We start from the raw sequence: 19,377 nt of genomic DNA on the forward strand, positions 1-19,377 counted from the left end.
GTCCCCACCGGAGGACCCCCACATGCGCTCGCACCTGCTCAATGACCTGACCGCGGAGCAATACCGCAGCTCCGTGACCGAAGGAGTGGAGCGGGTGGCGGCCAAACTCGCCACCACCGACCGTCCGTTCACCGGTGTCACCGTCGACACCCTCGCTCCCCGCATCGCCTCGATCGACCTGGACCGGCCACTGGGCGACACCGGCGCCGTCCTGGACGAGCTGGAGGACGTCTACCTCCGTGACGCGATCTACTTCCACCATCCGCGCTACCTCGCCCACCTCAACTGCCCCGTCGTGATTCCGGCGGTGCTCGGCGAGGCCGTGCTGTCCGCCGTCAACTCCTCCCTCGACACCTGGGACCAGTCGGCCGGCGGCACCCTGATCGAACGCAGGCTCATCGACTGGACCACCGCCCGCATCGGCCTCGGCGAGAACGCCGACGGCGTGTTCACCTCGGGCGGCACCCAGTCCAACCTCCAGGCACTGCTGCTGGCGAGGGAGGAGGCCAAGTCCGACTCCCTGGCCCGACTGCGCGTCTTCGCCTCCGAGGCGGGCCACTTCAGCGTGCAGAAGTCGGCGAAACTCCTCGGCCTCGGCCCGGACGCGGTGGTGCCCGTCCCCGTCGGCCCCGACAAGCGGATGCGGACCGTCGCCCTCGCCCACGAGCTGGAGCGCTGCAGGAAGGACGGCCTGATCCCGATGGCCGTCGTCGCCACCGCCGGCACCACCGACTTCGGCTCCATCGACCCGCTGCCCGAGATCGCCGGACTGTGCGCCCAGTACGGCGCCTGGCTGCACGTGGACGCCGCCTACGGCTGCGGCCTGCTCGCCTCGCTCAAGTACCGGGACCGCGTCGACGGCATCGAGCGCGCCGACTCGGTCACCGTCGACTACCACAAGTCCTTCTTCCAGCCGGTGAGTTCGTCCGCCGTCCTGGTGCGGGACGCCTCCACCCTGCGGCACGCGACCTACCACGCCGAGTACCTGAACCCGCGCCGCATGGTCACCGAGCGCATCCCCAACCAGGTCGACAAGTCCCTGCAGACCACCCGCCGCTTCGACGCCCTCAAGCTGTGGATGACGCTGCGGACGATGGGCGCCGACGGCATCGGCGAGCTCTTCGACCAGGTCTGCGACCTCGCGTGCGAGGGCTGGCGGCTGCTCGCCGCCGACCCGCGCTTCGACGTCGTCGTCCGGCCCGCGCTCTCCACCCTCGTCTTCCGCTACATCCCGGCCGACGTCACCGGCCCGGCCGAGATCGACCGCGCCAACCTCTACGCCCGCAAGGCCCTGTTCGCCTCCGGCGACGCGGTCGTCGCCGGCACCACGGTGGGCGGCCGCCACTACCTGAAGTTCACCCTGCTCAACCCCGAGACGACGACCGGCGACATCGCCGCCGTACTCGACCTGATCGCCGGCCACGCCGAGCAGTACCTGGGAGAATCCCTTGACCGCGCTTCCTGAGCCCGCCGCATCCACCCCCAGGACCTACGACTTCGTGGGCATCGGGCTCGGCCCCTTCAATCTCGGCCTGGCCTGTCTGACCGAGCCGATCGCCGAACTCGACGGCCTCTTCCTGGAGTCGAAGCAGGATTTCGAGTGGCATGCGGGCATGTTCCTCGACGGCGCCCACCTCCAGACCCCGTTCATGTCGGACCTGGTCACGCTCGCCGACCCGACGTCGCCCTACTCCTTCCTCAACTACCTCAAGGAGAAGGGCCGGCTGTACTCGTTCTACATCCGCGAGAACTTCTATCCGCTGCGCGTCGAGTACGACGACTACTGCCGCTGGGCGGCGAACCAGCTCGGCAGCGTCCGGTTCGGCACGACCGTCACCGAGGTGACCCACGAGGACGGCCACTACCTCGTGCGCACCGCCGCCGGCGCCGTCCACCGGGCCCGGCACCTCGTCCTCGGCACCGGGACGGTCCCCTTCGTGCCCGAGGCGTGCCGGGGGCTGGACGGCGGCCTGTTCCACACCTCGCAGTACCGGCACCGCAAGAGCGAGCTGCAGTCGAAGAAGTCGATCACCGTCGTCGGCAGCGGCCAGAGCGCCGCCGAGATCTACCACGAGCTGCTCACCGAGATGGACGTCCACGGCTATCAGCTCAACTGGATCACCCGCTCCCCGCGGTTCTTCCCGCTGGAGTACACCAAACTGACCCTGGAGATGACCTCTCCGGACTACATCGACTACTTCCGGGCGCTGCCGGAGGAGACCCGCTACCGGCTGGAGAAGGAGCACAAGGGCCTCTTCAAGGGCATCAACTCCGACCTCATCGACGCGATCTTCGACCTGCTCTACCAGAAGAACGTCGAGAGCGGCGGCCGCCCGGTGCCGACCCGTCTGCTGACGAACTCGTCCCTGGTGAGCGCCCGCCACACCGACGGGGCGTACCGGCTCGGCTTCCACCAGGACGAGCAGGGCAGGGAGTTCGAGATCCACACGGAGGGCCTCGTCCTGGCGACCGGCTACCACTACGAGCCCCCGGCCTTCCTCCGCCCCGTCGAGGACCGCCTCCGCCTCGACGGCCACGGCCGCTTCGACGTGGGCCGCAACTACGCCATCGACGTCACCGGCCGCGGCGTCTTCCTGCAGAACGCCGGCGTGCACACCCACAGCATCACCAGCCCCGACCTGGGCATGGGCGCGTACCGCAACAGCTGCATCATCCGCGAGCTGCTCGGCACCGCCTACTACCCGGTCGAGAAGACGATCGCCTTCCAGGAGTTCGCCCCATGACCTTCACCTTCCGCCCCGTCGACCCGCTCGAGGACGCCGAGCTCCTGCACTCCTGGGTCACCCACCCCAAGGCCGCCTTCTGGATGATGCGGGACGCCCGGCTGGTGGACGTCGAGCGTGCCTACATGGAGATCGCGGCCGACGAGCACCAGCACGCGCTGCTCGGGCTGCGGGACGGCGAACCGGTCTTCCTGACGGAGCACTACGACCCCGTCCACCGCGAGCTGGCCGGCCTGTACGAACCGCGGCCGGGCGACATCGGCATGCACTTCCTCACTCCCGCCACCGACACGCCCGTCCACGGCTTCACCAGGTCCGTCATCACCGCCGTGCTGGCCCGGCTCTTCGAGGACCCGGCGGTGCGGCGCGTCGTCGTGGAGCCGGACGTGGCCAACAAGGCCGTCCACGCGCTGAACGAGGCCGTCGGATTCGTGCCGGAGCGCGAGATCCAGAAGCCGGAGAAGAGGGCGCTGCTCAGCTTCTGCACCCGGGAGCGGTTCCTGGCCGCGACGGGGGTGACCGCATGAGCCTCGCCGACGCCGTCGCCCATCTCTCCCCGGAACGCTGGGAGCGGGCCAACCGCCTGCTGATCCGCAAGGCGCTCGCCGAGTTCGCCCACGAACGGCTGATCACCCCGCGGCCGCGGGGGGACCGCTACGTCGTCCGCAGCGACGACGGCCTGACCCGGTACACCTTCACGGCCGTGCTCCGCGCCCTCGACCACTGGCAGGTGGACGCCGGCTCCGTGACCCGCCACCGCGACGGCACCGAACTCCCGCTCAGCGCCCTGGACTTCTTCATCGAGCTGCAGAAGTCCCTGGGCCTGAGCGACGAGGTCCTGCCCGTCTACCTGGAGGAGATCTCCTCCACCCTCTCCGGCACCTGCTACAAGCTCACCAAACCGCAGATCCCCTCCGCCGAGCTGGCCCGCTCCGGATTCCAGGACATCGAGACCGGTATGACCGAGGGCCACCCCTGCTTCGTCGCCAACAACGGACGGCTCGGCTTCGGTGTCCACGAGTACCTGTCGTACGCCCCCGAGACCGCGAGCCCGGTCCGCCTGGTGTGGCTGGCCGCGCACCGCTCGCGGGCCGCGTTCACGGCGGGCGTGGGCATCGAGTACGAGGACTTCGTACGGCAGGAGCTGGGCGAGGACACCGTCGAGCGCTTCCACGGCGTCCTGCGCGCCCAGGACCTGGACCCGGCCGACTACCTCCTCATACCCGTCCACCCCTGGCAGTGGTGGAACAAGCTCACGGTGACCTTCGCCGCCGAGGTGGCCCGCAGGCATCTGGTCTGCCTGGGCGAGGGCGAGGACGAGTACCTGGCGCAGCAGTCCATCCGGACCTTCTTCAACCGCTCCCACCCCGGGAAGCACTATGTGAAGACGGCCCTGTCCGTGCTCAACATGGGCTTCATGCGCGGGCTCTCGGCCGCCTACATGGAGGCGACGCCGGCCATCAACGACTGGCTCGCCCAGCTCGTCGAGGGCGACCCCGTGCTGCGGTCGACCGGTCTGTCGATCATCCGCGAGCGGGCCGCCGTCGGCTACCGGCACCTGGAGTACGAGAAGGCGACGGACCGCTACTCGCCGTACCGCAAGATGCTCGCTGCGCTGTGGCGCGAGAGCCCGGTCTCCTTCCTCGGGGACGGCGAGTCGCCGGCCACCATGGCCTCCCTCCTCCATGTCGACCACGAGGGCGCGTCCTTCGCGGGCGCGCTGATCGAACGGTCGGGCCTCACGCCCACCGAGTGGCTGCGCCGCTATCTGCGGGCGTACCTCACCCCGCTGCTGCACAGCTTCTACGCCTACGACCTGGTGTTCATGCCGCACGGCGAGAACGTGATCCTGGTCCTGAAGGACGGCGTGGTCCAGCGCGCCGTCTACAAGGACATCGCCGAGGAGATCGCCGTCATGGACCCGGACGCGGTGCTGCCGCCGGCGGTCGAGCGGCTGCGTGTGCGGGTCCCGGAGGACAGGAAGCTCCTGTCGATCTTCACGGACGTCTTCGACTGCTTCTTCCGCTTCCTCTCCGCGGTTCTGGCCGACGAGGGAGTCCTGGCGGAGGACGACTTCTGGCGCACGGTCGCGGAGGTCGTCCGCGCGTACCAGAGGTCGGTGCCCGAACTGGCCGACAAGTTCGAGCGGTACGACCTGTTCGCCCCAAAGTTCGCGCTGTCCTGCCTCAACCGGCTCCAGCTGCGCGACAACCGGCAGATGGTCGACCTGGCCGATCCGGCGGGCGCCCTCCAGCTGGCCGGAACCCTCAAGAATCCCGTCGCGGGGTTCTGACCGCGCCGGACGGGCTCCCCGCGGTACGGTCCCGCGGGGAGCCCGTCCGGTATGTCCGGCCTACGGCGCGGGCCAGGGGACCTGCGGCGAGCGGTAGTAGCCGATCCCCAGCGCGTCCCAGCGCGGCGCCTGCGCGGCGAGCCGCACCTTGTAGGTGTCCCAGTCGTGCGTGGCCGCGGGCGACCAGCCGAGCTCGGCCGCACCGGGCAGCCGCGGGAAGGCCATGAAGTCGATGTCGGCGTCCGTCACGACGGTCTCGGTCCACAGCGGCGCCTCCACCCCCTTGATCGCCGAACTCGGCACCCCGGCCAGGTAGTTGCCCGGATCCCAGTCGTAGGACCGCCGCACCTCGACCAGGCCCGCCCAGTCCTGCCCGAGCGGGGTGTCCTCGGTGTACTTCATGTCGAGGTAGAGCCGGTCGGCGGGCGAGAGGATGAGCCCCGTCCCGTTCCGCGCGGCCCTCACGACCTGTGCCTTCTCCGCGGCGTCCGTGTCGTCCAGGCCCCAGTACTGCGCGACGGCGCCCCTCACCGGGTGCGCGCCGGTCAACTGGTGCCAGCCGACCACCGTCTTGCCGTACCCGGCGACGAGGGGCTGCACCCGGTCCATGAACGTCACGTAGTCCTGGTGGCCGGTGGAGTGCGCCTCGTCGCCGCCGATGTGCAGATAGCGGCCGGGGGTGATCGCGGCCAGCTCGCGGATGACGTCGTCCGCGAAGGTGTACGTGACCTCCTTGCCGGCGCACAGCGAGCTGAAGCCGACCTCGGTGCCCGTGTAGAGCGGGGGCGCCTTGCCGTCGCAGTTCAGGTCGGCGTACGAGGCGAGGGCCGCGTTGGTGTGGCCGGGCATGTCGATCTCGGGCACGACCTCCAGATAGCGGGAGGCGGCGTACCGGACGATCTCCTGGTAGTCGGCCTTGGTGTAGTATCCGCCGCTGCCGCCGCCGACCTGCGTCGAGCCGCCGTAGGACGCGAGCCGCGGCCAGGAGTCGACCGCGATGCGCCAGCCCTGGTCGTCGCTGAGGTGCAGATGCAGCTTGTTGACCTTGTAGAGGGCCAACTGGTCGATGTAGCGCTCGACCTGAGTGACGGTGAAGAAGTGGCGGGAGACGTCGAGCATCGCTCCGCGGTAGGCGTAGCGCGGCCTGTCCTCGACGGTGCCGCCCGCCACCTGCCACGGTCCGGGCTGGACGGTCTTCCGCTCCACGGCCGCCGGGAGCAGCTGGCGCAGGGTCTGCACGCCGTAAAAGAGCCCGGCCGGCTCGGCGGCGGTGATGGTGACGCCCTTGCCGCCGCTGTCGAGGCGGTAGCCCTCGGCGCCGAAGGGGCCTGCGCGCAGGCGGAGTCGGATGCCCGCCGCGCCGTGCGTGGTCAGCGGCAGCCGGTAGCCGGTGGAGGGCCGCAGGAGGCCGGCGAGGTACGCGCCGACCCGGCGGGCCTGCGGTGAGCCGTCGACACGGATACGGGTGCCACGGGTGATGCGGTACGGCGATCCGCCCGGGGTGGTCGACGCGGGTGCCGGAACCACCCGGTCGAGCGGGGTCGCCCCGGACGTCGCCGCCGGTGCCGCGCCGGCGGTGACGGCGCGGCCGCCGCGACCAGCAGCAGGGAACCGAGAACGCGGGCCGTACGGGGAGTCGTTCTGTGGTGCCGTCTCACATGCGCTCCCTTCGACAGGGACCCCTGAGGGACCACGAATGGTAGAGACCACTCTCCCGCAGATCCGGTGAAACAATCACCCCATGGCGGAAATCATCCAGAAGGACGGCACCTGGGCCTTCGACGGCGATGCCCTTCGACTGACGCCGGGGCGGGACAGAAACGTCAGCCTGCTCCGCCGTACGCTGGGTGAACTCGTCGTCCCCCTGGGGGCGTTGGCGGGGATCTCGTTCGAGCAGGGCCGCAAGTCGGGACGGCTCAGACTGCGGCTGCGCGACGGCGCGGACCCGCTGCTGCACGCCTCCGGGGGCCGGCTCACCGAGCCCAACGACCCGTACCAGCTGATCGTGGAGTCCGACCGCTACGGCGTCGCCGAGTACTTCGTGGACGAGGTGCGCAACGCCCTGCTGCTGGACGGGGTTCCGGCGGCCCCGGTGAGCGAGTACCTGCTGCCGGGGCCGCCCCTGCCGCTGTCCGTCTCGGCCGGGGACGGCACCGCGAGTTTCGACGGCGAGTTCATCCGGCTGGAGTGGAACTGGAAGACGGAGGACGCCAAGGCCGCCGCCGGCACCCGCACCCTGGCCGTCGCGGAGCTGATCGCGGTCGAGTGGCAGCCCGCGGCCGGCCTGGAGAACGGGCATCTGCGCTTCACCGTGCAGGGGGCGCCCACCAAGGCGCCGCCCAAGTACGACCCGAACTCCGTGGAGCTGTGGGGCTTCAAGAAGGACCCGCTGATGGCGCTGCTCGCGGCCGCCGTACAGGCCCGCCTGCCGCATCCCACGGCGCCGGCCGTCACGGACGCGGCACCCGAGCAGCCGCGCGACCGCCCGCGCCCCGCGCCCGGCGAACAGCGTGAGGACGACCACGACGCACTGCTGCGGCGGCTGCGCGAGCTGGGTGAGCTGCACCGCACGGGCGTGCTGACCGACGAGGAGTTCACCCTGGCCAAGCAGGCGATCCTCAAGCGGATGTAGCGCAGGAGGACCGCCCGCGGGGGGGTGCGGGCCCGGCCCGCGGACCGTACTCGGGGCAGCGTCAAAGATCATCCGCAAGGGTTTGCCCGAAATCGGGCAGGATTCTTGCGAAACCCTTTTTCGTACCCCAGGATCATCGGGTGCACGACGAACTTGTTGATCACCTGACCCGGTCCTCGCCCCTCAGCAGGGGCGAGGCGCTGCGGGTGGTCCAGGACGTGCTCGCCTACTTCGACGAGACGACCGAGGAGTACGTCCGTCGCCGCCACCGCGAGCTCCAGGCCCAGGGCCTGGTGAACGCGACGATCTTCGAACGGATCGGGGCGGACCTGAAATACCGGGCGGTCGCGCCGCCGGAGCTCACGCTCAGGCAGCTGCGCCGCATCGTCTACGGCTGAGTCGCAGGGCCGGGAACGGGATACGTATACATGTGCGGAATCGTCGGATACATCGGGAAGCGTGACGTCGCCCCCCTCCTCCTGGAGGGGCTGCAGCGCCTGGAGTACCGCGGCTACGACTCGGCCGGCATCGTCGTCACCTCCCCGAAGACGGCCGGCCTGAAGATGGTCAAGGCCAAGGGGCGCGTCCGCGACCTGGAGGCCCGGGTCCCGGCCCGCTTCAAGGGCACGACCGGAATCGCCCACACCCGCTGGGCCACCCACGGCGCCCCCTCCGACGCGAACGCCCACCCGCACATGGACGCCGGGGGCAAGGTCGCCGTCGTCCACAACGGCATCATCGACAACGCCGCCGACCTGCGCCGCAAGCTGGAGGCGGACGGCGTCGAGTTCCTCTCGGAGACCGACACCGAGGTCCTCGTCCACCTCGTCTCCCGCTCGCAGGCCGAGACGCTGGAGGAGAAGGTCCGCGAGACCCTGCGGGTCATCGAGGGCACGTACGGCATCGCCGTCATGCACGCCGACTTCCCGGACCGCATCGTGGTCGCCCGCAACGGCTCCCCGGTGGTCCTCGGCATCGGCGAGAAGGAGATGTTCGTCGCCTCGGACATCGCCGCGCTGGTCGCCCACACGCGGCAGATAGTGACCCTCGACGACGGCGAGATGGCCACCCTCAAGGCCGACGACTTCCGCACCTGCACCACCGAGGGCACCCGTACCACGGCCGAGCCGACCACCGTGGAGTGGGAGGCGGCCTCGTACGACATGGGCGGCCACGACACCTACATGCACAAGGAGATCCACGAGCAGGCCGACGCCGTGGACCGCGTGCTGCGCGGCCGCATCGACGACCGCTTCTCCACCGTGCACCTAGGCGGGCTCAACCTGGACGCCCGCGAGGCCCGCCGGATCCGGCGCGTGAAGATCCTCGGCTGCGGCACCTCGTACCACGCGGGCATGATCGGCGCCCAGATGATCGAGGAGCTGGCCCGTATCCCCGCGGACGCCGAGCCGGCCTCCGAGTTCCGGTACCGCAACGCGGTCGTGGACCCCGACACCCTCTACGTCGCCGTCTCCCAGTCCGGTGAGACCTACGACGTCCTCGCCGCCGTCCAGGAGCTCAAGCGCAAGGGCGCGCGCGTCTTCGGCATCGTCAACGTGGTCGGTTCGGCGATCGCGCGGGAGGCCGACGCGGGCATCTACGTCCACGCGGGCCCCGAGGTCTGCGTCGTCTCCACCAAGTGCTTCACCAACACCACGGTCGCCTTCGCCCTGCTCGCCCTGCACCTGGGCCGCACCCGCGACCTCTCGGTCCGCGACGGCAAGCGGATCATCGAGGGCCTGCGCAAGCTGCCCGAGCAGATCACCGAGGTCCTCAAGCAGGAGGACGAGATCAAGCGCCTGGCCGAGCAGTTCGCCGAGGCGCGCTCGATGCTCTTCATCGGCCGCGTCCGGGGCTACCCGGTGGCCCGCGAGGCCTCCCTGAAGCTCAAGGAGGTCTCCTACATCCACGCCGAGGCCTACCCGGCCTCCGAGCTCAAGCACGGCCCCCTCGCCCTGATCGAACCGGCCCTCCCCACGGTCGCGATCGTCCCCGACGACGACCTGCTGGAGAAGAACCGCGCGGCCATGGAGGAGATCAAGGCCCGCAGCGGCAGGATCCTCGCGGTCGCCCACCAGCACGAGGCGAAGGCCGACGAGACGGTCGTCGTCCCGAAGAACGAGGACGAACTCGACCCCATCCTGATGGGCATCCCCCTCCAGCTCCTCGCCTACCACACGGCCCTGGCCCTGGGCCGGGACATCGACAAGCCGAGGAACCTGGCGAAGTCGGTGACGGTGGAGTAGGAACCCCGCCTCCACCGCCCGGACAGGAACGACCCCCCGCGCGCCACCAGCGCGGGGGGTCGTTCCTTCAGGGGCCGGGGCCGCCCAATGCCCCGGCCCGCCGCTGCGTCAGCCGGTGGCCGTCACCCCCCGGCCCGCAGCGCGCCGAGGAAGGGCGGTCGGCCAGTGGGCCAGCGCCGCCGTGGCCGCGTACCAGGCGACCGCCCCCGCCGCCACGGCGAACCAGCCACCGACCTTCGTCAGGGAGCCGCTGGTCCCGAACTGCGCGATGGCGAGGAGCACGAGGGAGACGAAGAACAACCCGTAGGTCCCCTGGGTGAGTTGATCCCCGCCCGCGAGGGTCAGGGTGAGCGCCACCAGGGCGAACAGCAGCAGGAACAGGCCTGCCGCGTTGGCGGACATCGCGTTGCCGGCGGTGACGGCCCAGGTGAACCACAGGGCGCCGAGCCCCGAGTAGGCCGTACCGGTCGCGGTGTCCCGGTCGCGGAAGGCGAAGAGTCCGGCGACGAACAGCGCAACGCCGCCCACGTAGTGGGCCAGTGAGACGGCGTCAGCGGCCGACACGCCGTTGATCACGTCGGTGTTTCCGAGTCCGAACGCCAACAGGGTGATTCCCAGGGCGAGTCGGCCGACCACGGTAGTGGTTCCGCTTCCCGCGGAGACGTCGTTGTCCACGGCGGGCTCCCTTCATGCATGTGCAGTTGTGCGGTGAGCGATATATGCCCTTCACAAAAGCACAAACACCTCTACGCGCCAGTAGGTTGGCGTTTTGCAGAAAGGAGACCGGCCGCCCCCGGATCGCATCTCACCAGGGGGAACGGCGCGTCACGGAATGACGACGACGGGACGCTTGGCCCGCTTCGCGAGCCGCCCCGCGACGGAGCCGAAGATACGCCCGACGATTCCGTGCGTGGAGCCGACGACGATCGCGTCCGCCTCGTACTCCCGCCCGACCTCTTCCAGTTCGTGGCAGATGTCGCCGCCGCGCTCGACCAGGATCCAGGGCACCTCGGAGAGGTACTCCGCACAGGCCAGCTCGAGACCGAGAACCTCGGTGCGGTGGTCCGGCACGTCGACGAAGACCGGTGGCTCGCAGCCGGCCCACACCGTGGTGGGCAGCCGGTTGGCGACATGGACGATGATCAGCCCCGAGTGGGTGCGATGGGCCATCCCGATCGCGTAGGCGAGGGCGCGCTCACTGGACGTGGAGCCGTCGAATCCGACGACGACGCCGTGCTTGAAGGCTGGATCGCAGGAGTGGCGTGGCTCTTCGGCCGCCTCGGGCTCGGCCGCCGTGGGATCGGCGACGGGGCGCTTGCGGTCCGCGGGTTCGAAGAATTCGTGACCGGCCATGACTGTCTCGGCGTTTTGATCCTTTTTGGGAGGGACGACAGTGTGCGGCGGAGCTGTGTCCGGGAATCATCTTCCCAACCCCATACCCCCAAGGGTACGGCGGCACGCCTCCTTAGCCCAGATCCCGCCCACTCCCCCGCTCCCGACTCGCCCGGGCGAGGGCACCCCCGTCGTGGGGGTTCCAGGGAGCATGCACGAGGGGGCGCCCGCAACGCAATGGTTGCTGCGCCGTACAGGCGTTCCGCACCCACAGGATTCGGTCACCCGGGCGGTACGGAACAGGACACCGCGCGGGGCCGGACCCGGCGGCACCCAGTGACCGACCGGTCGAACAGGCGTTGAACACCGTGACCCAGGCCCCAGGGAGTACGCATGTCCGGACCGCGCCCCACCCCCGACACTCCCCGAGCGACCCCTGCGCCCCAGGAGACCGCGACCGACGTGGTCCGCTGGGCGGCCTTCAGCTGCGTCCTGGTCCCTGTGGTACTCGTCTGGTACGGCACCTCGCTCGCCGGCGCCGCCGGCACCGCGCTCGGCCTGGCCGCCGTCACCGCCGTCTGCCGCCTGCTGCTGCGCCAGTCCGAACGCGGCGCGGCCCGCCGGCCGCCCGAGGAGTCCGCACCGGGGCACGGCCGTCGTCACAGAAACGGCACGGGCGCTCACAGAGGCGGACGACGGGCCGGTGGAAACACACCGGTCGGCTGACCGGTTTCCGTGCACGCGCGCGACGCTTTTCAGCCAACTTCCGGACCTCGTGCATTCCTTGCCGCAACCACCCCCCAACCCTCGTTCCACCTGCACGAACAAGGGCTCCGAGGCCCCGGGCACCCTATGTGGATTGGCCACTGCCACAAGGCGCACTTCCCTGCACGGCCCGTGAGTGCAACGCTTCGTGATCGAATGCTTTACGCCAAGTTGCCATGTCGACAATGTGCCGGTTCCCGAACTGGGTCACCCCGGCACCACGGGACACAGTAGATTCGATCTTGACGTCTTACGGCGGGGGACTCGTGCAGGACCGAGGGGAAACGTGCAGGAGCGACACAACCGAGGAGCCGCGACCACCGAGGGGGGCTTAGCAGTATGAGCCACGACTCCACTGCCGCGCCGGAAGCCGCGGCCCGGAAGCTTTCCGGGCGACGCCGCAAGGAGATCGTCGCGGTGCTGCTGTTCAGCGGCGGCCCCATCTTCGAGAGTTCCATACCGCTGTCGGTGTTCGGGATTGACCGCCAGGACGCCGGCGTACCGCGCTACCGACTGCTGGTGTGCGGTGGCGAGGAGGGCCCGCTGCGGACCACAGGGGGCCTGGAACTCACCGCGCCACATGGCCTGGAGGCGATCTCACGCGCAGGCACGGTCGTCGTGCCGGCCTGGCGCTCGATCACCTCTCCGCCACCGGAGGAGGCGCTCGACGCACTGCGCCGGGCGCACGAGGAGGGCGCCCGGATCGTCGGGCTGTGCACCGGCGCCTTCGTACTGGCGGCGGCCGGCCTGCTGGACGGCCGTCCGGCGACCACGCACTGGATGTACGCACCGACGCTGGCCAAGCGCTATCCGTCGGTGCACGTCGATCCGAGAGAGCTCTTCGTCGACGACGGCGACGTGCTGACGTCCGCCGGCACGGCGGCCGGAATCGACCTGTGTCTGCACATCGTGCGGACGGACCACGGCAACGAGGCGGCCGGTGCGCTGGCCCGCCGGCTGGTCGTCCCACCGCGCCGGACGGGAGGCCAGGAACGCTACCTGGACCGCTCTTTACCGGAGGAGATCGGCGCCGACCCGCTCGCCGAGGTCGTCGCCTGGGCGCTGGAGCACCTGCACGAGCAGTTCGACGTCGAGACGCTGGCGGCACGCGCGTACATGAGCCGCCGCACCTTCGACCGCCGCTTCCGCTCGCTGACCGGTAGTGCTCCCCTCCAGTGGCTGATCACCCAGCGCGTGCTGCAGGCGCAGCGGCTGCTGGAGACGTCGGACTACTCGGTGGACGAGGTCGCGGGCCGTTGCGGCTTCCGGTCGCCGGTGGCCCTGCGCGGCCACTTCCGGCGCCAGCTGGGGTCCTCCCCGGCCGCCTACCGCGCCGCCTACCGCGCCCGCCGGCCGCAGAACGACAGGCCGGCCGACCTGGACGGGCCGGCCGGCCCCGCCCTGCCCGGCCCGCTGCATCCCGAGAGCCCGGTCCCGCCGCAGAGCCGCCGCGCGGCCGCGTCGGCGATCGGCTCGGGCGCGTCGCTGTCGACGGCGGCCGCCTCCGCGGACAACGGCCGCGAGCCCTACGCCACCAGCCGGGCGAGCGTGCCGGGCCAGCGCAGCGGCACATGAGCGCGCGGCGTACCAGGGGGCGACGGCTCCCTGGTACGCCTCCCGCACCGCGGGGCACCCAAAAGCGGACGCCCGCCTTAGGGTGGTCGCATGAACGATCGCATGGTGTGGATCGACTGCGAGATGACCGGCCTCTCGCTGTCCGACGACGCGCTCATCGAGGTGGCCGCCCTCGTCACCGACTCCGAGCTGAACGTGCTCGGCGACGGTGTGGACATCGTCATCCGCCCGCCGGAACGGGCGCTGGAGACGATGCCGGAGGTGGTGCGTCAGATGCACACCGCGTCCGGCCTGCTGGAGGAGCTCGCCGGCGGCACGACGCTGGCGGACGCCGAGGAGCAGGTCCTCTCCTACATCCGCGAGCACGTCAAGGAGGCCGGCAAGGCCCCGCTGTGCGGCAACTCGGTCGGCACCGACCGCGGCTTCCTGCTCAGGGACATGGCGACGCTGGAGGGCTACCTCCACTACCGCATCGTCGACGTCTCCAGCATCAAGGAGCTGGCCCGGCGCTGGTACCCGCGGGCGTACTTCAACAGCCCGGAGAAGAACGGCAACCACCGCGCCCTCGCCGACATCCGCGAGTCCATCGCGGAGCTGCGCTACTACCGCGAGGCGATCTTCGTGCCGCAGCCCGGCCCGGACTCGGAGACGGCCAGGACGATCGCGGCGAAGCACGTCCTGCCTGCCAGGTAGGGGGCCGGGAGGGGCGCCGCGAAAGCCGTGCGCGAGCACCCCTTCGGACCCTGTACACTTTTTCTCGGCCGGTCGGGAGAACACCAAGTCCGTCACCGGTCATGGTGGGTGTAGCTCAGCTGGTAGAGCACCTGGTTGTGGTCCAGGATGCCGCGGGTTCGAGTCCCGTCACTCACCCTGTGCACTCGGCCGGTGCCCCTGAAGACGGGGGCACCGGCCGAGTCGTTTCCGGGAAGACCGTCCCCTGCGCACCGGCGGACCGCACCGCCGGTCCGGCACCGACCAGGAGGAGCAGGACCACCGGAAGCGGCACCGGCCAGGAGCAGATCCTGCCAGGGGCAGGACGGCGACGGGGGACGGCGGCTTTCGGCTGCCCGGCTGACGGGTCATCAGCGGGCCGCGCCCGATCAGGACGACGTACGCGTCACCAGCTCCGTCGCCAGCACCACCTGGCGGCGGTCCAGGTCGCGGGAGGCCGGCGGGCGGCGGTCGGCGATCTCGCCCAGCAGGAGGTCGATCATGCGGCGGCCCATCTCCTCGATGGGCTGGCGGACGCTGGTGAGCGGCGGGTCCATGTGGCGGGCGATGGCCGAGTCGTCGTAGCCGACCAGCGCCACGTCGTCGGGGATGCGGCGGCCCTTCTCGCGCAGGACCTGGCGGGCGCCGGCCGCCATCACGTCGGAGCCGGCGAAGACCGCGTCCAGATCGGGATGGCGGGCGAGCAGGTCGGTCATCGCCCGGCGGCCGCCCTCCTCGGTGAAGTCGCCCGGCTCGATCAGCTTCTCGTCCACGGTGTGGCCCGCGTCCCGCAGGGCGTCCCGGTAGCCCTCGACGCGGCGCTGCGCGCCGTAGACGTCGAGGCGGCCGGTGATGTGCGCGATGCGCCGCCGACCCCGGCCGATCAGGTGTTCGGCCGCCGAGCGGCCGCCGCCGTAGTTGTCCGAGTCGACCGAGGTGAGCGTCTCCGCGGCGGACCGGGGGCCGCTGATCACCGCCGGGATCTCCAGCTGGGCCAGCAGGTCGGGCAGCGGGTCGTCGGCGTGCACCGAGACCAGCAGGACCCCGTCCACGCGGTGGGCGGCCAGGTACTGGGCCAGCCGGCGGCGTTCGCGGTCGCTGCCCGCGAAGATCAGCAGGAGCTGCATCTCGGTCTCGGACAGCTCCGCGCCGACGCCCTTGAGCATGTCCGAGAAGTACGGCTCCGCGAAGAAGCGGGTCTCCGGCTCGGGCACGACCAGCGCGATCGCGTCGGTGCGGTTGGCCGCCAGGGCGCGGGCGGCGGTGTTGGGGACGTAGCCGAGTTCGGCGACCGCCGCCTCGACCGCGGCACGGGTCGCCTCGCTGACCCGGGGCGAGCCGTTGATCACCCGGGAGACGGTGCCGCGGCCGACGCCGGCGCGCGCGGCGACCTCTTCGAGGGTGGGCCGGCCACCGCTTCGGCTCCGCGCTCCGTGGCCTGCCATGGGCTCCGCCGCCTTCCACCGTTGTCGCTTGGCCTGGAATCTAACAGTCCTGTCCGCTCCGGTGACCGGCCCGGGCGCCGCCGCTCGCGGACCCCGGCCCAGGCCCCCGCGCGCACCTCGCCCCGCACACGCCGGACGGGTGAGAAGCATTGACCGGCGGCGGAGTCATCGCGTCCACTTAACGGCCCGATAACTGAACACATCTCGCCCCGCTTCCACCCTTGACACCCCCGGCCGAACCCGCGAACCTTCAACACATCACTTGTGGGAGCGCTCCCACAGTACCTGACACATACACATCCCGCACGTTCCCCGCCCGAGCCGCAGCGAGTACGAACGGGCCCAACAGTGCAGTTGGCCGGGGGGTCGGCACGTCAGGCAACAGGAGGACCCAATGCGCACGAGTACCCGCCGGTCCCACCGGGTGGTGGCCTTCGCGGCCGTCGCCGCGCTGGCCTCGGGGCTACTGGCCGGCTGCGCCAGTGACGACAACTCGTCGAGCTCGGACAACGGCGGCGGCAACGCCAAGGGCAAGACCACGTTGACCGTCGGCACCTTCGGAGTCTTCGGCTACAAGCAGGCCGGCCTCTACGACGAGTACATGAAGCTGCACCCCGACATCAGCATCAAGGAGAACGTCACCACCCGTACCGACGTGTACTGGCCGAAGGTGCTGACCCGGCTGCAGGCCGGTTCCGGCACCGACGACATCCAGGCGATCGAGGTCGGCAACATCACCGAGGCCGTGCAGACGCAGGCCGCCAAGTTCGTCGACCTCGGCCAGAGCGTCGACAAGTCCCAGTGGCTGGACTGGAAGAACGCCCAGGCCACCACCAAGGACGGCAAGCTGATCGGACTCGGCACCGATGTCGGCCCGATGGCCATCTGCTACCGCAAGGACCTGTTCAAGAAGGCCGGCCTGGAGACGGACCGCGACAAGCTCGCCGCGATGTGGAAGGGCGACTGGGCGAAGTACGTCGACGTCGGCAAGGACTACATGAAGAAGGCGCCCAAGGGCACCAAGTTCGTGGACTCCGCCTCCTCCGTCTACAACGCCGCCCTCGGCGGTGGCAGCGAGCGTTACTACGACAAGGACGGCAACGTCATCTGGGACAAGTCCCAGGGCGTGAGCAAGGCCTGGGACGTCTCGATGTCGGTGGCGACCAGCAACATGTCGGCCAAGCTCAAGCAGTTCGACAAGCCGTGGGACCAGGGCTTCGCCAACGGCACCTTCGCCACGGTGGCCTGCCCGGCCTGGATGATCGGCTACATCGAGCAGAAGTCCGGTGACTCCGGCAAGGGCAACTGGGACGTCGCGGCGGCGCCGACCGCCTCCAACTGGGGCGGCTCCTTCCTCGGCGTGCCGACGGCGAGCAAGCACCAGAAGGAGGCCGTCGCCCTGGCGAAGTGGCTGACCGCGCCCGAGCAGCAGGCGAAGGTCTTCGCCAAGCAGGCCAGCTTCCCGTCGACCCCGTCGGCGTACGCGGGCCTGAAGCCGGCCGCGGACACCACGGCCTACTTCTCCAACGCGCCGATCACGCAGATCTTCGCCGACTCGGCCAAGACCATCCCGGTCCAGTACTTCGGCATCAAGGACCAGCCGATCAACTCGGCCATCACCGACGTCGGCATCCTGCAGGTCGAGCAGAAGGGCAAGACGCCCGACCAGGGCTGGAGCGCGGCGAGCAAGGAAATCAAGGACGTGCTCGGCCAGTGACCAGCTCCAAGCAGGCTCTCGCGCACCCCGCGTCGAGCGCCGAGGCCGCGTCCGGCTCCCAGCCGGGCGCGGCCCGGGGCGCTCACGGTCGCGGTACCCAGCCGCCGGACCACGGCTCCTGGCGCAGCCGGCTGTACCGCTGGGACATGAAGGCGTCGCCGTACGCGTTCATCTCCCCCTTCTTCATCATCTTCGGGGCGTTCTCCCTGGTCCCGCTCCTCTACACGGCCTGGTACTCGCTGCACAACGTGCAGCTGTCCGACCTGGACCACCAGACCTGGGCGGGCCTGGACAACTACCGGAACCTGCTCAGCTCGGACTTCTTCTGGAACGCGCTGAAGAACACCTTCACCATCGGTGTGATCTCGACCGTGCCGCAGCTGATGGCGGCGCTCGGCCTGGCACATCTGCTCAACTACCGGCTGCGCGGCTCGACCGTGTGGCGGGTCGTGATGCTCACCCCGTACGCCACCTCGGTGGCGGCGGCCACCCTGGTCTTCACGCTGCTGTACTCCTGGGACGGCGGCATGATCAACTGGTTCCTGCACTTCGTGGGGATCGACCCGATCAACTGGCGTGAGTCCGACTGGGGTTCGCAGTTCGCCGTGTCCTCGATCGTGATCTGGCGGTGGACCGGCTACAACGCGCTGATCTATCTGGCGGCGATGCAGGCGATCCCGGCCGACCTGTACGAGTCGGCGGCGATCGACGGCGCCAACCGCTGGCAGCAGTTCCGGCACGTGACGATCCCGCAGCTGCGGCCGACGATCCTGTTCACCGTGGTGGTGTCCACCATCGGCGCGACCCAGCTCTTCGGCGAGCCCCTGCTGTTCGGCGGGGTCAGCGGCTCCAAGGGCGGCTCGGAGCACCAGTACCAGACGCTCGGCCTCTACATGTACGACCAGGGCTGGATCATCGGCAACCTCGGCAAGGCGTCCGCGATCGCCTGGTCGATGTTCCTGATCCTGCTGATCGTCGCCGTGATCAACATGCTGTTCACCCGACGCCTGAGGAAATCCCTATGACCACCAGTGAACTGACCTTGCCTCGGGCGGGGCGGAAGAAGGGCCCGGGCCGCCGGGTGATGGGTGCGGGCAAGCAGTTGCACGCCGGCCCGGTGACGTACATCGTCCTGGCGGTCTTCGCGCTGGTCTCCCTGGCGCCCCTGGTGTGGACGGCGATCGCCGCCTCGCGCACCGACCGCCGGCTGGCTCAGACCCCGCCGCCGCTGTGGTTCGGCGGGAACCTGTTCAAGAACCTGCAGGCCGCCTGGGACCAGGCGGGCCTCGGCACCGCCATGGTCAACAGCGTGATCGTGGCGGGCACCATCACCATCAGCACCGTGGTGTTCTCCACGCTCGCCGGATTCGCCTTCGCCAAGCTGCGGTTCAGGTTCTCCGGCGTCCTGCTGCTGCTGACGATCGGCACGATGATGATCCCGCCGCAGCTGGCCGTCGTGCCGCTGTACCTGTGGATGAGCGACCTCGGCTGGTCCAACCAGCTCCAGACGGTCGTCCTGCCGACCCTGGTGACGGCCTTCGGCACGTTCTTCATGCGGCAGTACCTGGTGCAGGCGCTGCCGACCGAGCTGATCGAGGCGGCCCGGGTGGACGGCGCGAGCAGTCTGCGGGTGGTGTGGCACGTGGTCTTCCCGGCGGCGCGGCCGGCGATGGCCGTGCTCGGCCTGCTGACCTTCGTGTTCGCCTGGAACGACTTCCTGTGGCCGATCATCGCCCTGAACCAGCAGAACCCGACCGTGCAGGTCGCCCTGAACTCGCTGGGGACCGGCTACGTCCCCGACCAGGCCGTGATCATGGCGGGCGCGCTGCTGGGCACGCTGCCGCTGCTGATCGCCTTCATCCTGTTCGGCAAGCAGATCGTGGGCGGCATCATGCAGGGCGCGATCAAGGGCTGAGA

The 19,377-nt window shown here is 70.1% G+C and carries 16 protein-coding genes, 1 tRNA gene and 1 pseudogene; 14 read left to right on the forward strand and 4 right to left on the reverse strand.

The window, feature by feature from the left end; all coding sequences use genetic code 11:
• Positions 1 to 22: 22 nt before the first annotated feature.
• The 4 genes from desA to ACIRPX_RS03725 are packed head-to-tail and all read left to right on the forward strand — an operon-like array spanning position 23 to position 5,037.
• Positions 23 to 1,465 (forward strand): lysine decarboxylase DesA, encoded by a 1,443-nt coding sequence (desA, locus tag ACIRPX_RS03710; protein WP_404187721.1) that lies wholly within the window; start codon positions 23 to 25, stop codon positions 1,463 to 1,465.
• A complete protein-coding gene (locus ACIRPX_RS03715) occupies positions 1,449 to 2,744 on the forward strand; it encodes a lysine N(6)-hydroxylase/L-ornithine N(5)-oxygenase family protein (RefSeq protein WP_404187723.1) in 1,296 nt (431 codons plus the stop codon). Before desA ends, ACIRPX_RS03715 begins: the two co-directional genes overlap by 17 nt.
• Positions 2,741 to 3,271: a GNAT family N-acetyltransferase gene (locus ACIRPX_RS03720; RefSeq protein WP_404187726.1), complete on the forward strand. Its 531-nt coding sequence runs from the start codon at positions 2,741 to 2,743 to the stop codon at positions 3,269 to 3,271. The genes ACIRPX_RS03715 and ACIRPX_RS03720 overlap by 4 nt, the downstream gene beginning before the upstream one ends.
• A complete protein-coding gene (locus tag ACIRPX_RS03725) occupies positions 3,268 to 5,037 on the forward strand; it encodes an IucA/IucC family protein (RefSeq protein WP_404187728.1) in 1,770 nt (589 codons plus the stop codon). Before ACIRPX_RS03720 ends, ACIRPX_RS03725 begins: the two co-directional genes overlap by 4 nt.
• A 60-nt stretch (positions 5,038 to 5,097) precedes the next feature.
• Here the strand turns inward: ACIRPX_RS03725 and ACIRPX_RS03730 are convergent.
• Positions 5,098 to 6,695: pseudogene (locus tag ACIRPX_RS03730) on the reverse strand (beta-N-acetylhexosaminidase).
• An 83-nt stretch (positions 6,696 to 6,778) separates the two neighbouring features.
• On the opposite strand from ACIRPX_RS03730, the gene ACIRPX_RS03735 reads away from it, so the two are divergent.
• The 3 genes from ACIRPX_RS03735 (at position 6,779) to glmS (ending at position 9,915) form a co-directional block, all read left to right on the forward strand.
• Entirely contained in the window at positions 6,779 to 7,669 is an 891-nt protein-coding gene (locus tag ACIRPX_RS03735) for a DUF4429 domain-containing protein (protein ID WP_404187730.1), read from the forward strand.
• Between the two features lie 140 nt (positions 7,670 to 7,809).
• Positions 7,810 to 8,067, forward strand: a complete 258-nt coding sequence (locus ACIRPX_RS03740) for a hypothetical protein (RefSeq protein ID WP_399347840.1) — start codon at positions 7,810 to 7,812, stop codon at positions 8,065 to 8,067.
• 30 nt (positions 8,068 to 8,097) lie between these two features.
• Positions 8,098 to 9,915, forward strand: a complete 1,818-nt coding sequence (glmS, locus tag ACIRPX_RS03745) for a glutamine--fructose-6-phosphate transaminase (isomerizing) (protein WP_404187733.1) — start codon at positions 8,098 to 8,100, stop codon at positions 9,913 to 9,915.
• Between the two features lie 108 nt (positions 9,916 to 10,023).
• On the opposite strand, the gene ACIRPX_RS03750 is transcribed toward glmS, so the two are convergent.
• Both ACIRPX_RS03750 and ACIRPX_RS03755 read right to left on the reverse strand, forming a co-directional pair.
• Positions 10,024 to 10,590: a GPR1/FUN34/YaaH family transporter gene (locus ACIRPX_RS03750; RefSeq protein ID WP_404187736.1), complete on the reverse strand. Its 567-nt coding sequence runs from the start codon at positions 10,588 to 10,590 to the stop codon at positions 10,024 to 10,026.
• A 150-nt stretch (positions 10,591 to 10,740) separates the two neighbouring features.
• Positions 10,741 to 11,268 carry a universal stress protein gene (locus ACIRPX_RS03755; RefSeq protein ID WP_404187738.1) on the reverse strand — a complete coding sequence of 176 codons (528 nt, stop codon included), beginning with the start codon at positions 11,266 to 11,268 and terminating at the stop codon, positions 10,741 to 10,743.
• A gap of 372 nt (positions 11,269 to 11,640) precedes the next feature.
• On the opposite strand from ACIRPX_RS03755, the gene ACIRPX_RS03760 reads away from it, so the two are divergent.
• The 4 genes from ACIRPX_RS03760 to ACIRPX_RS03775 all read left to right on the forward strand — a co-directional run bounded on the left by ACIRPX_RS03760 (position 11,641) and on the right by ACIRPX_RS03775 (position 14,457).
• Complete coding sequence (locus ACIRPX_RS03760) at positions 11,641 to 11,973, forward strand: hypothetical protein (RefSeq protein WP_404187741.1); 333 nt, start codon at positions 11,641 to 11,643, stop codon at positions 11,971 to 11,973.
• 378 nt (positions 11,974 to 12,351) lie between these two features.
• Complete coding sequence (locus ACIRPX_RS03765) at positions 12,352 to 13,587, forward strand: helix-turn-helix domain-containing protein (RefSeq protein ID WP_404187744.1); 1,236 nt, start codon at positions 12,352 to 12,354, stop codon at positions 13,585 to 13,587.
• A gap of 90 nt (positions 13,588 to 13,677) precedes the next feature.
• A complete protein-coding gene (gene orn, locus ACIRPX_RS03770) occupies positions 13,678 to 14,280 on the forward strand; it encodes an oligoribonuclease (protein WP_384249768.1) in 603 nt (200 codons plus the stop codon).
• Positions 14,281 to 14,384: 104 nt separating this feature from the next.
• A tRNA-His gene (locus ACIRPX_RS03775) sits at positions 14,385 to 14,457 on the forward strand.
• Between the two features lie 230 nt (positions 14,458 to 14,687).
• On the opposite strand, the gene ACIRPX_RS03780 is transcribed toward ACIRPX_RS03775, so the two are convergent.
• A complete protein-coding gene (locus tag ACIRPX_RS03780; protein WP_404187747.1) occupies positions 14,688 to 15,743 on the reverse strand; it encodes a LacI family DNA-binding transcriptional regulator in 1,056 nt (351 codons plus the stop codon).
• 394 nt (positions 15,744 to 16,137) lie between these two features.
• On the opposite strand from ACIRPX_RS03780, the gene ACIRPX_RS03785 reads away from it, so the two are divergent.
• The 3 genes from ACIRPX_RS03785 to ACIRPX_RS03795 are packed head-to-tail and all read left to right on the forward strand — an operon-like array spanning position 16,138 to position 19,375.
• Positions 16,138 to 17,460 carry an ABC transporter substrate-binding protein gene (locus ACIRPX_RS03785; protein ID WP_404187750.1) on the forward strand — a complete coding sequence of 441 codons (1,323 nt, stop codon included), beginning with the start codon at positions 16,138 to 16,140 and terminating at the stop codon, positions 17,458 to 17,460.
• Complete coding sequence (locus ACIRPX_RS03790) at positions 17,457 to 18,485, forward strand: carbohydrate ABC transporter permease (RefSeq protein WP_404187752.1); 1,029 nt, start codon at positions 17,457 to 17,459, stop codon at positions 18,483 to 18,485. The genes ACIRPX_RS03785 and ACIRPX_RS03790 overlap by 4 nt, the downstream gene beginning before the upstream one ends.
• Positions 18,482 to 19,375 (forward strand): carbohydrate ABC transporter permease, encoded by an 894-nt coding sequence (locus ACIRPX_RS03795; RefSeq protein ID WP_404187755.1) that lies wholly within the window; start codon positions 18,482 to 18,484, stop codon positions 19,373 to 19,375. Before ACIRPX_RS03790 ends, ACIRPX_RS03795 begins: the two co-directional genes overlap by 4 nt.
• The last annotated feature ends 2 nt before the right edge of the window (positions 19,376 to 19,377 follow it).

Source organism: Streptomyces sp. NPDC101225, assembly GCF_044767585.1.
Taxonomy (GTDB): Bacteria; Actinomycetota; Actinomycetes; order Streptomycetales; family Streptomycetaceae; genus Streptomyces.

Bases quoted from the DNA above. Each gene is read 5' to 3' on its own strand.
- desA (WP_404187721.1), top strand. From the start codon at position 23: ATGCGCTCGCACCTGCTCAATGACCTGACCGCGGAGCAATACCGCAGC.
- ACIRPX_RS03720 (WP_404187726.1), top strand. From the start codon at position 2,741: ATGACCTTCACCTTCCGCCCCGTCGACCCGCTCGAGGACGCCGAGCTC.
- ACIRPX_RS03725 (WP_404187728.1), top strand. From the start codon at position 3,268: ATGAGCCTCGCCGACGCCGTCGCCCATCTCTCCCCGGAACGCTGGGAG.
- ACIRPX_RS03735 (WP_404187730.1), top strand. From the start codon at position 6,779: ATGGCGGAAATCATCCAGAAGGACGGCACCTGGGCCTTCGACGGCGAT.
- glmS (WP_404187733.1), top strand. From the start codon at position 8,098: ATGTGCGGAATCGTCGGATACATCGGGAAGCGTGACGTCGCCCCCCTC.
- ACIRPX_RS03755 (WP_404187738.1), bottom strand. From the start codon at position 11,268: ATGGCCGGTCACGAATTCTTCGAACCCGCGGACCGCAAGCGCCCCGTC.
- ACIRPX_RS03760 (WP_404187741.1), top strand. From the start codon at position 11,641: ATGTCCGGACCGCGCCCCACCCCCGACACTCCCCGAGCGACCCCTGCG.
- ACIRPX_RS03765 (WP_404187744.1), top strand. From the start codon at position 12,352: ATGAGCCACGACTCCACTGCCGCGCCGGAAGCCGCGGCCCGGAAGCTT.
- orn (WP_384249768.1), top strand. From the start codon at position 13,678: ATGAACGATCGCATGGTGTGGATCGACTGCGAGATGACCGGCCTCTCG.
- ACIRPX_RS03780 (WP_404187747.1), bottom strand. From the start codon at position 15,743: ATGGCAGGCCACGGAGCGCGGAGCCGAAGCGGTGGCCGGCCCACCCTC.
- ACIRPX_RS03785 (WP_404187750.1), top strand. From the start codon at position 16,138: ATGCGCACGAGTACCCGCCGGTCCCACCGGGTGGTGGCCTTCGCGGCC.
- ACIRPX_RS03795 (WP_404187755.1), top strand. From the start codon at position 18,482: ATGACCACCAGTGAACTGACCTTGCCTCGGGCGGGGCGGAAGAAGGGC.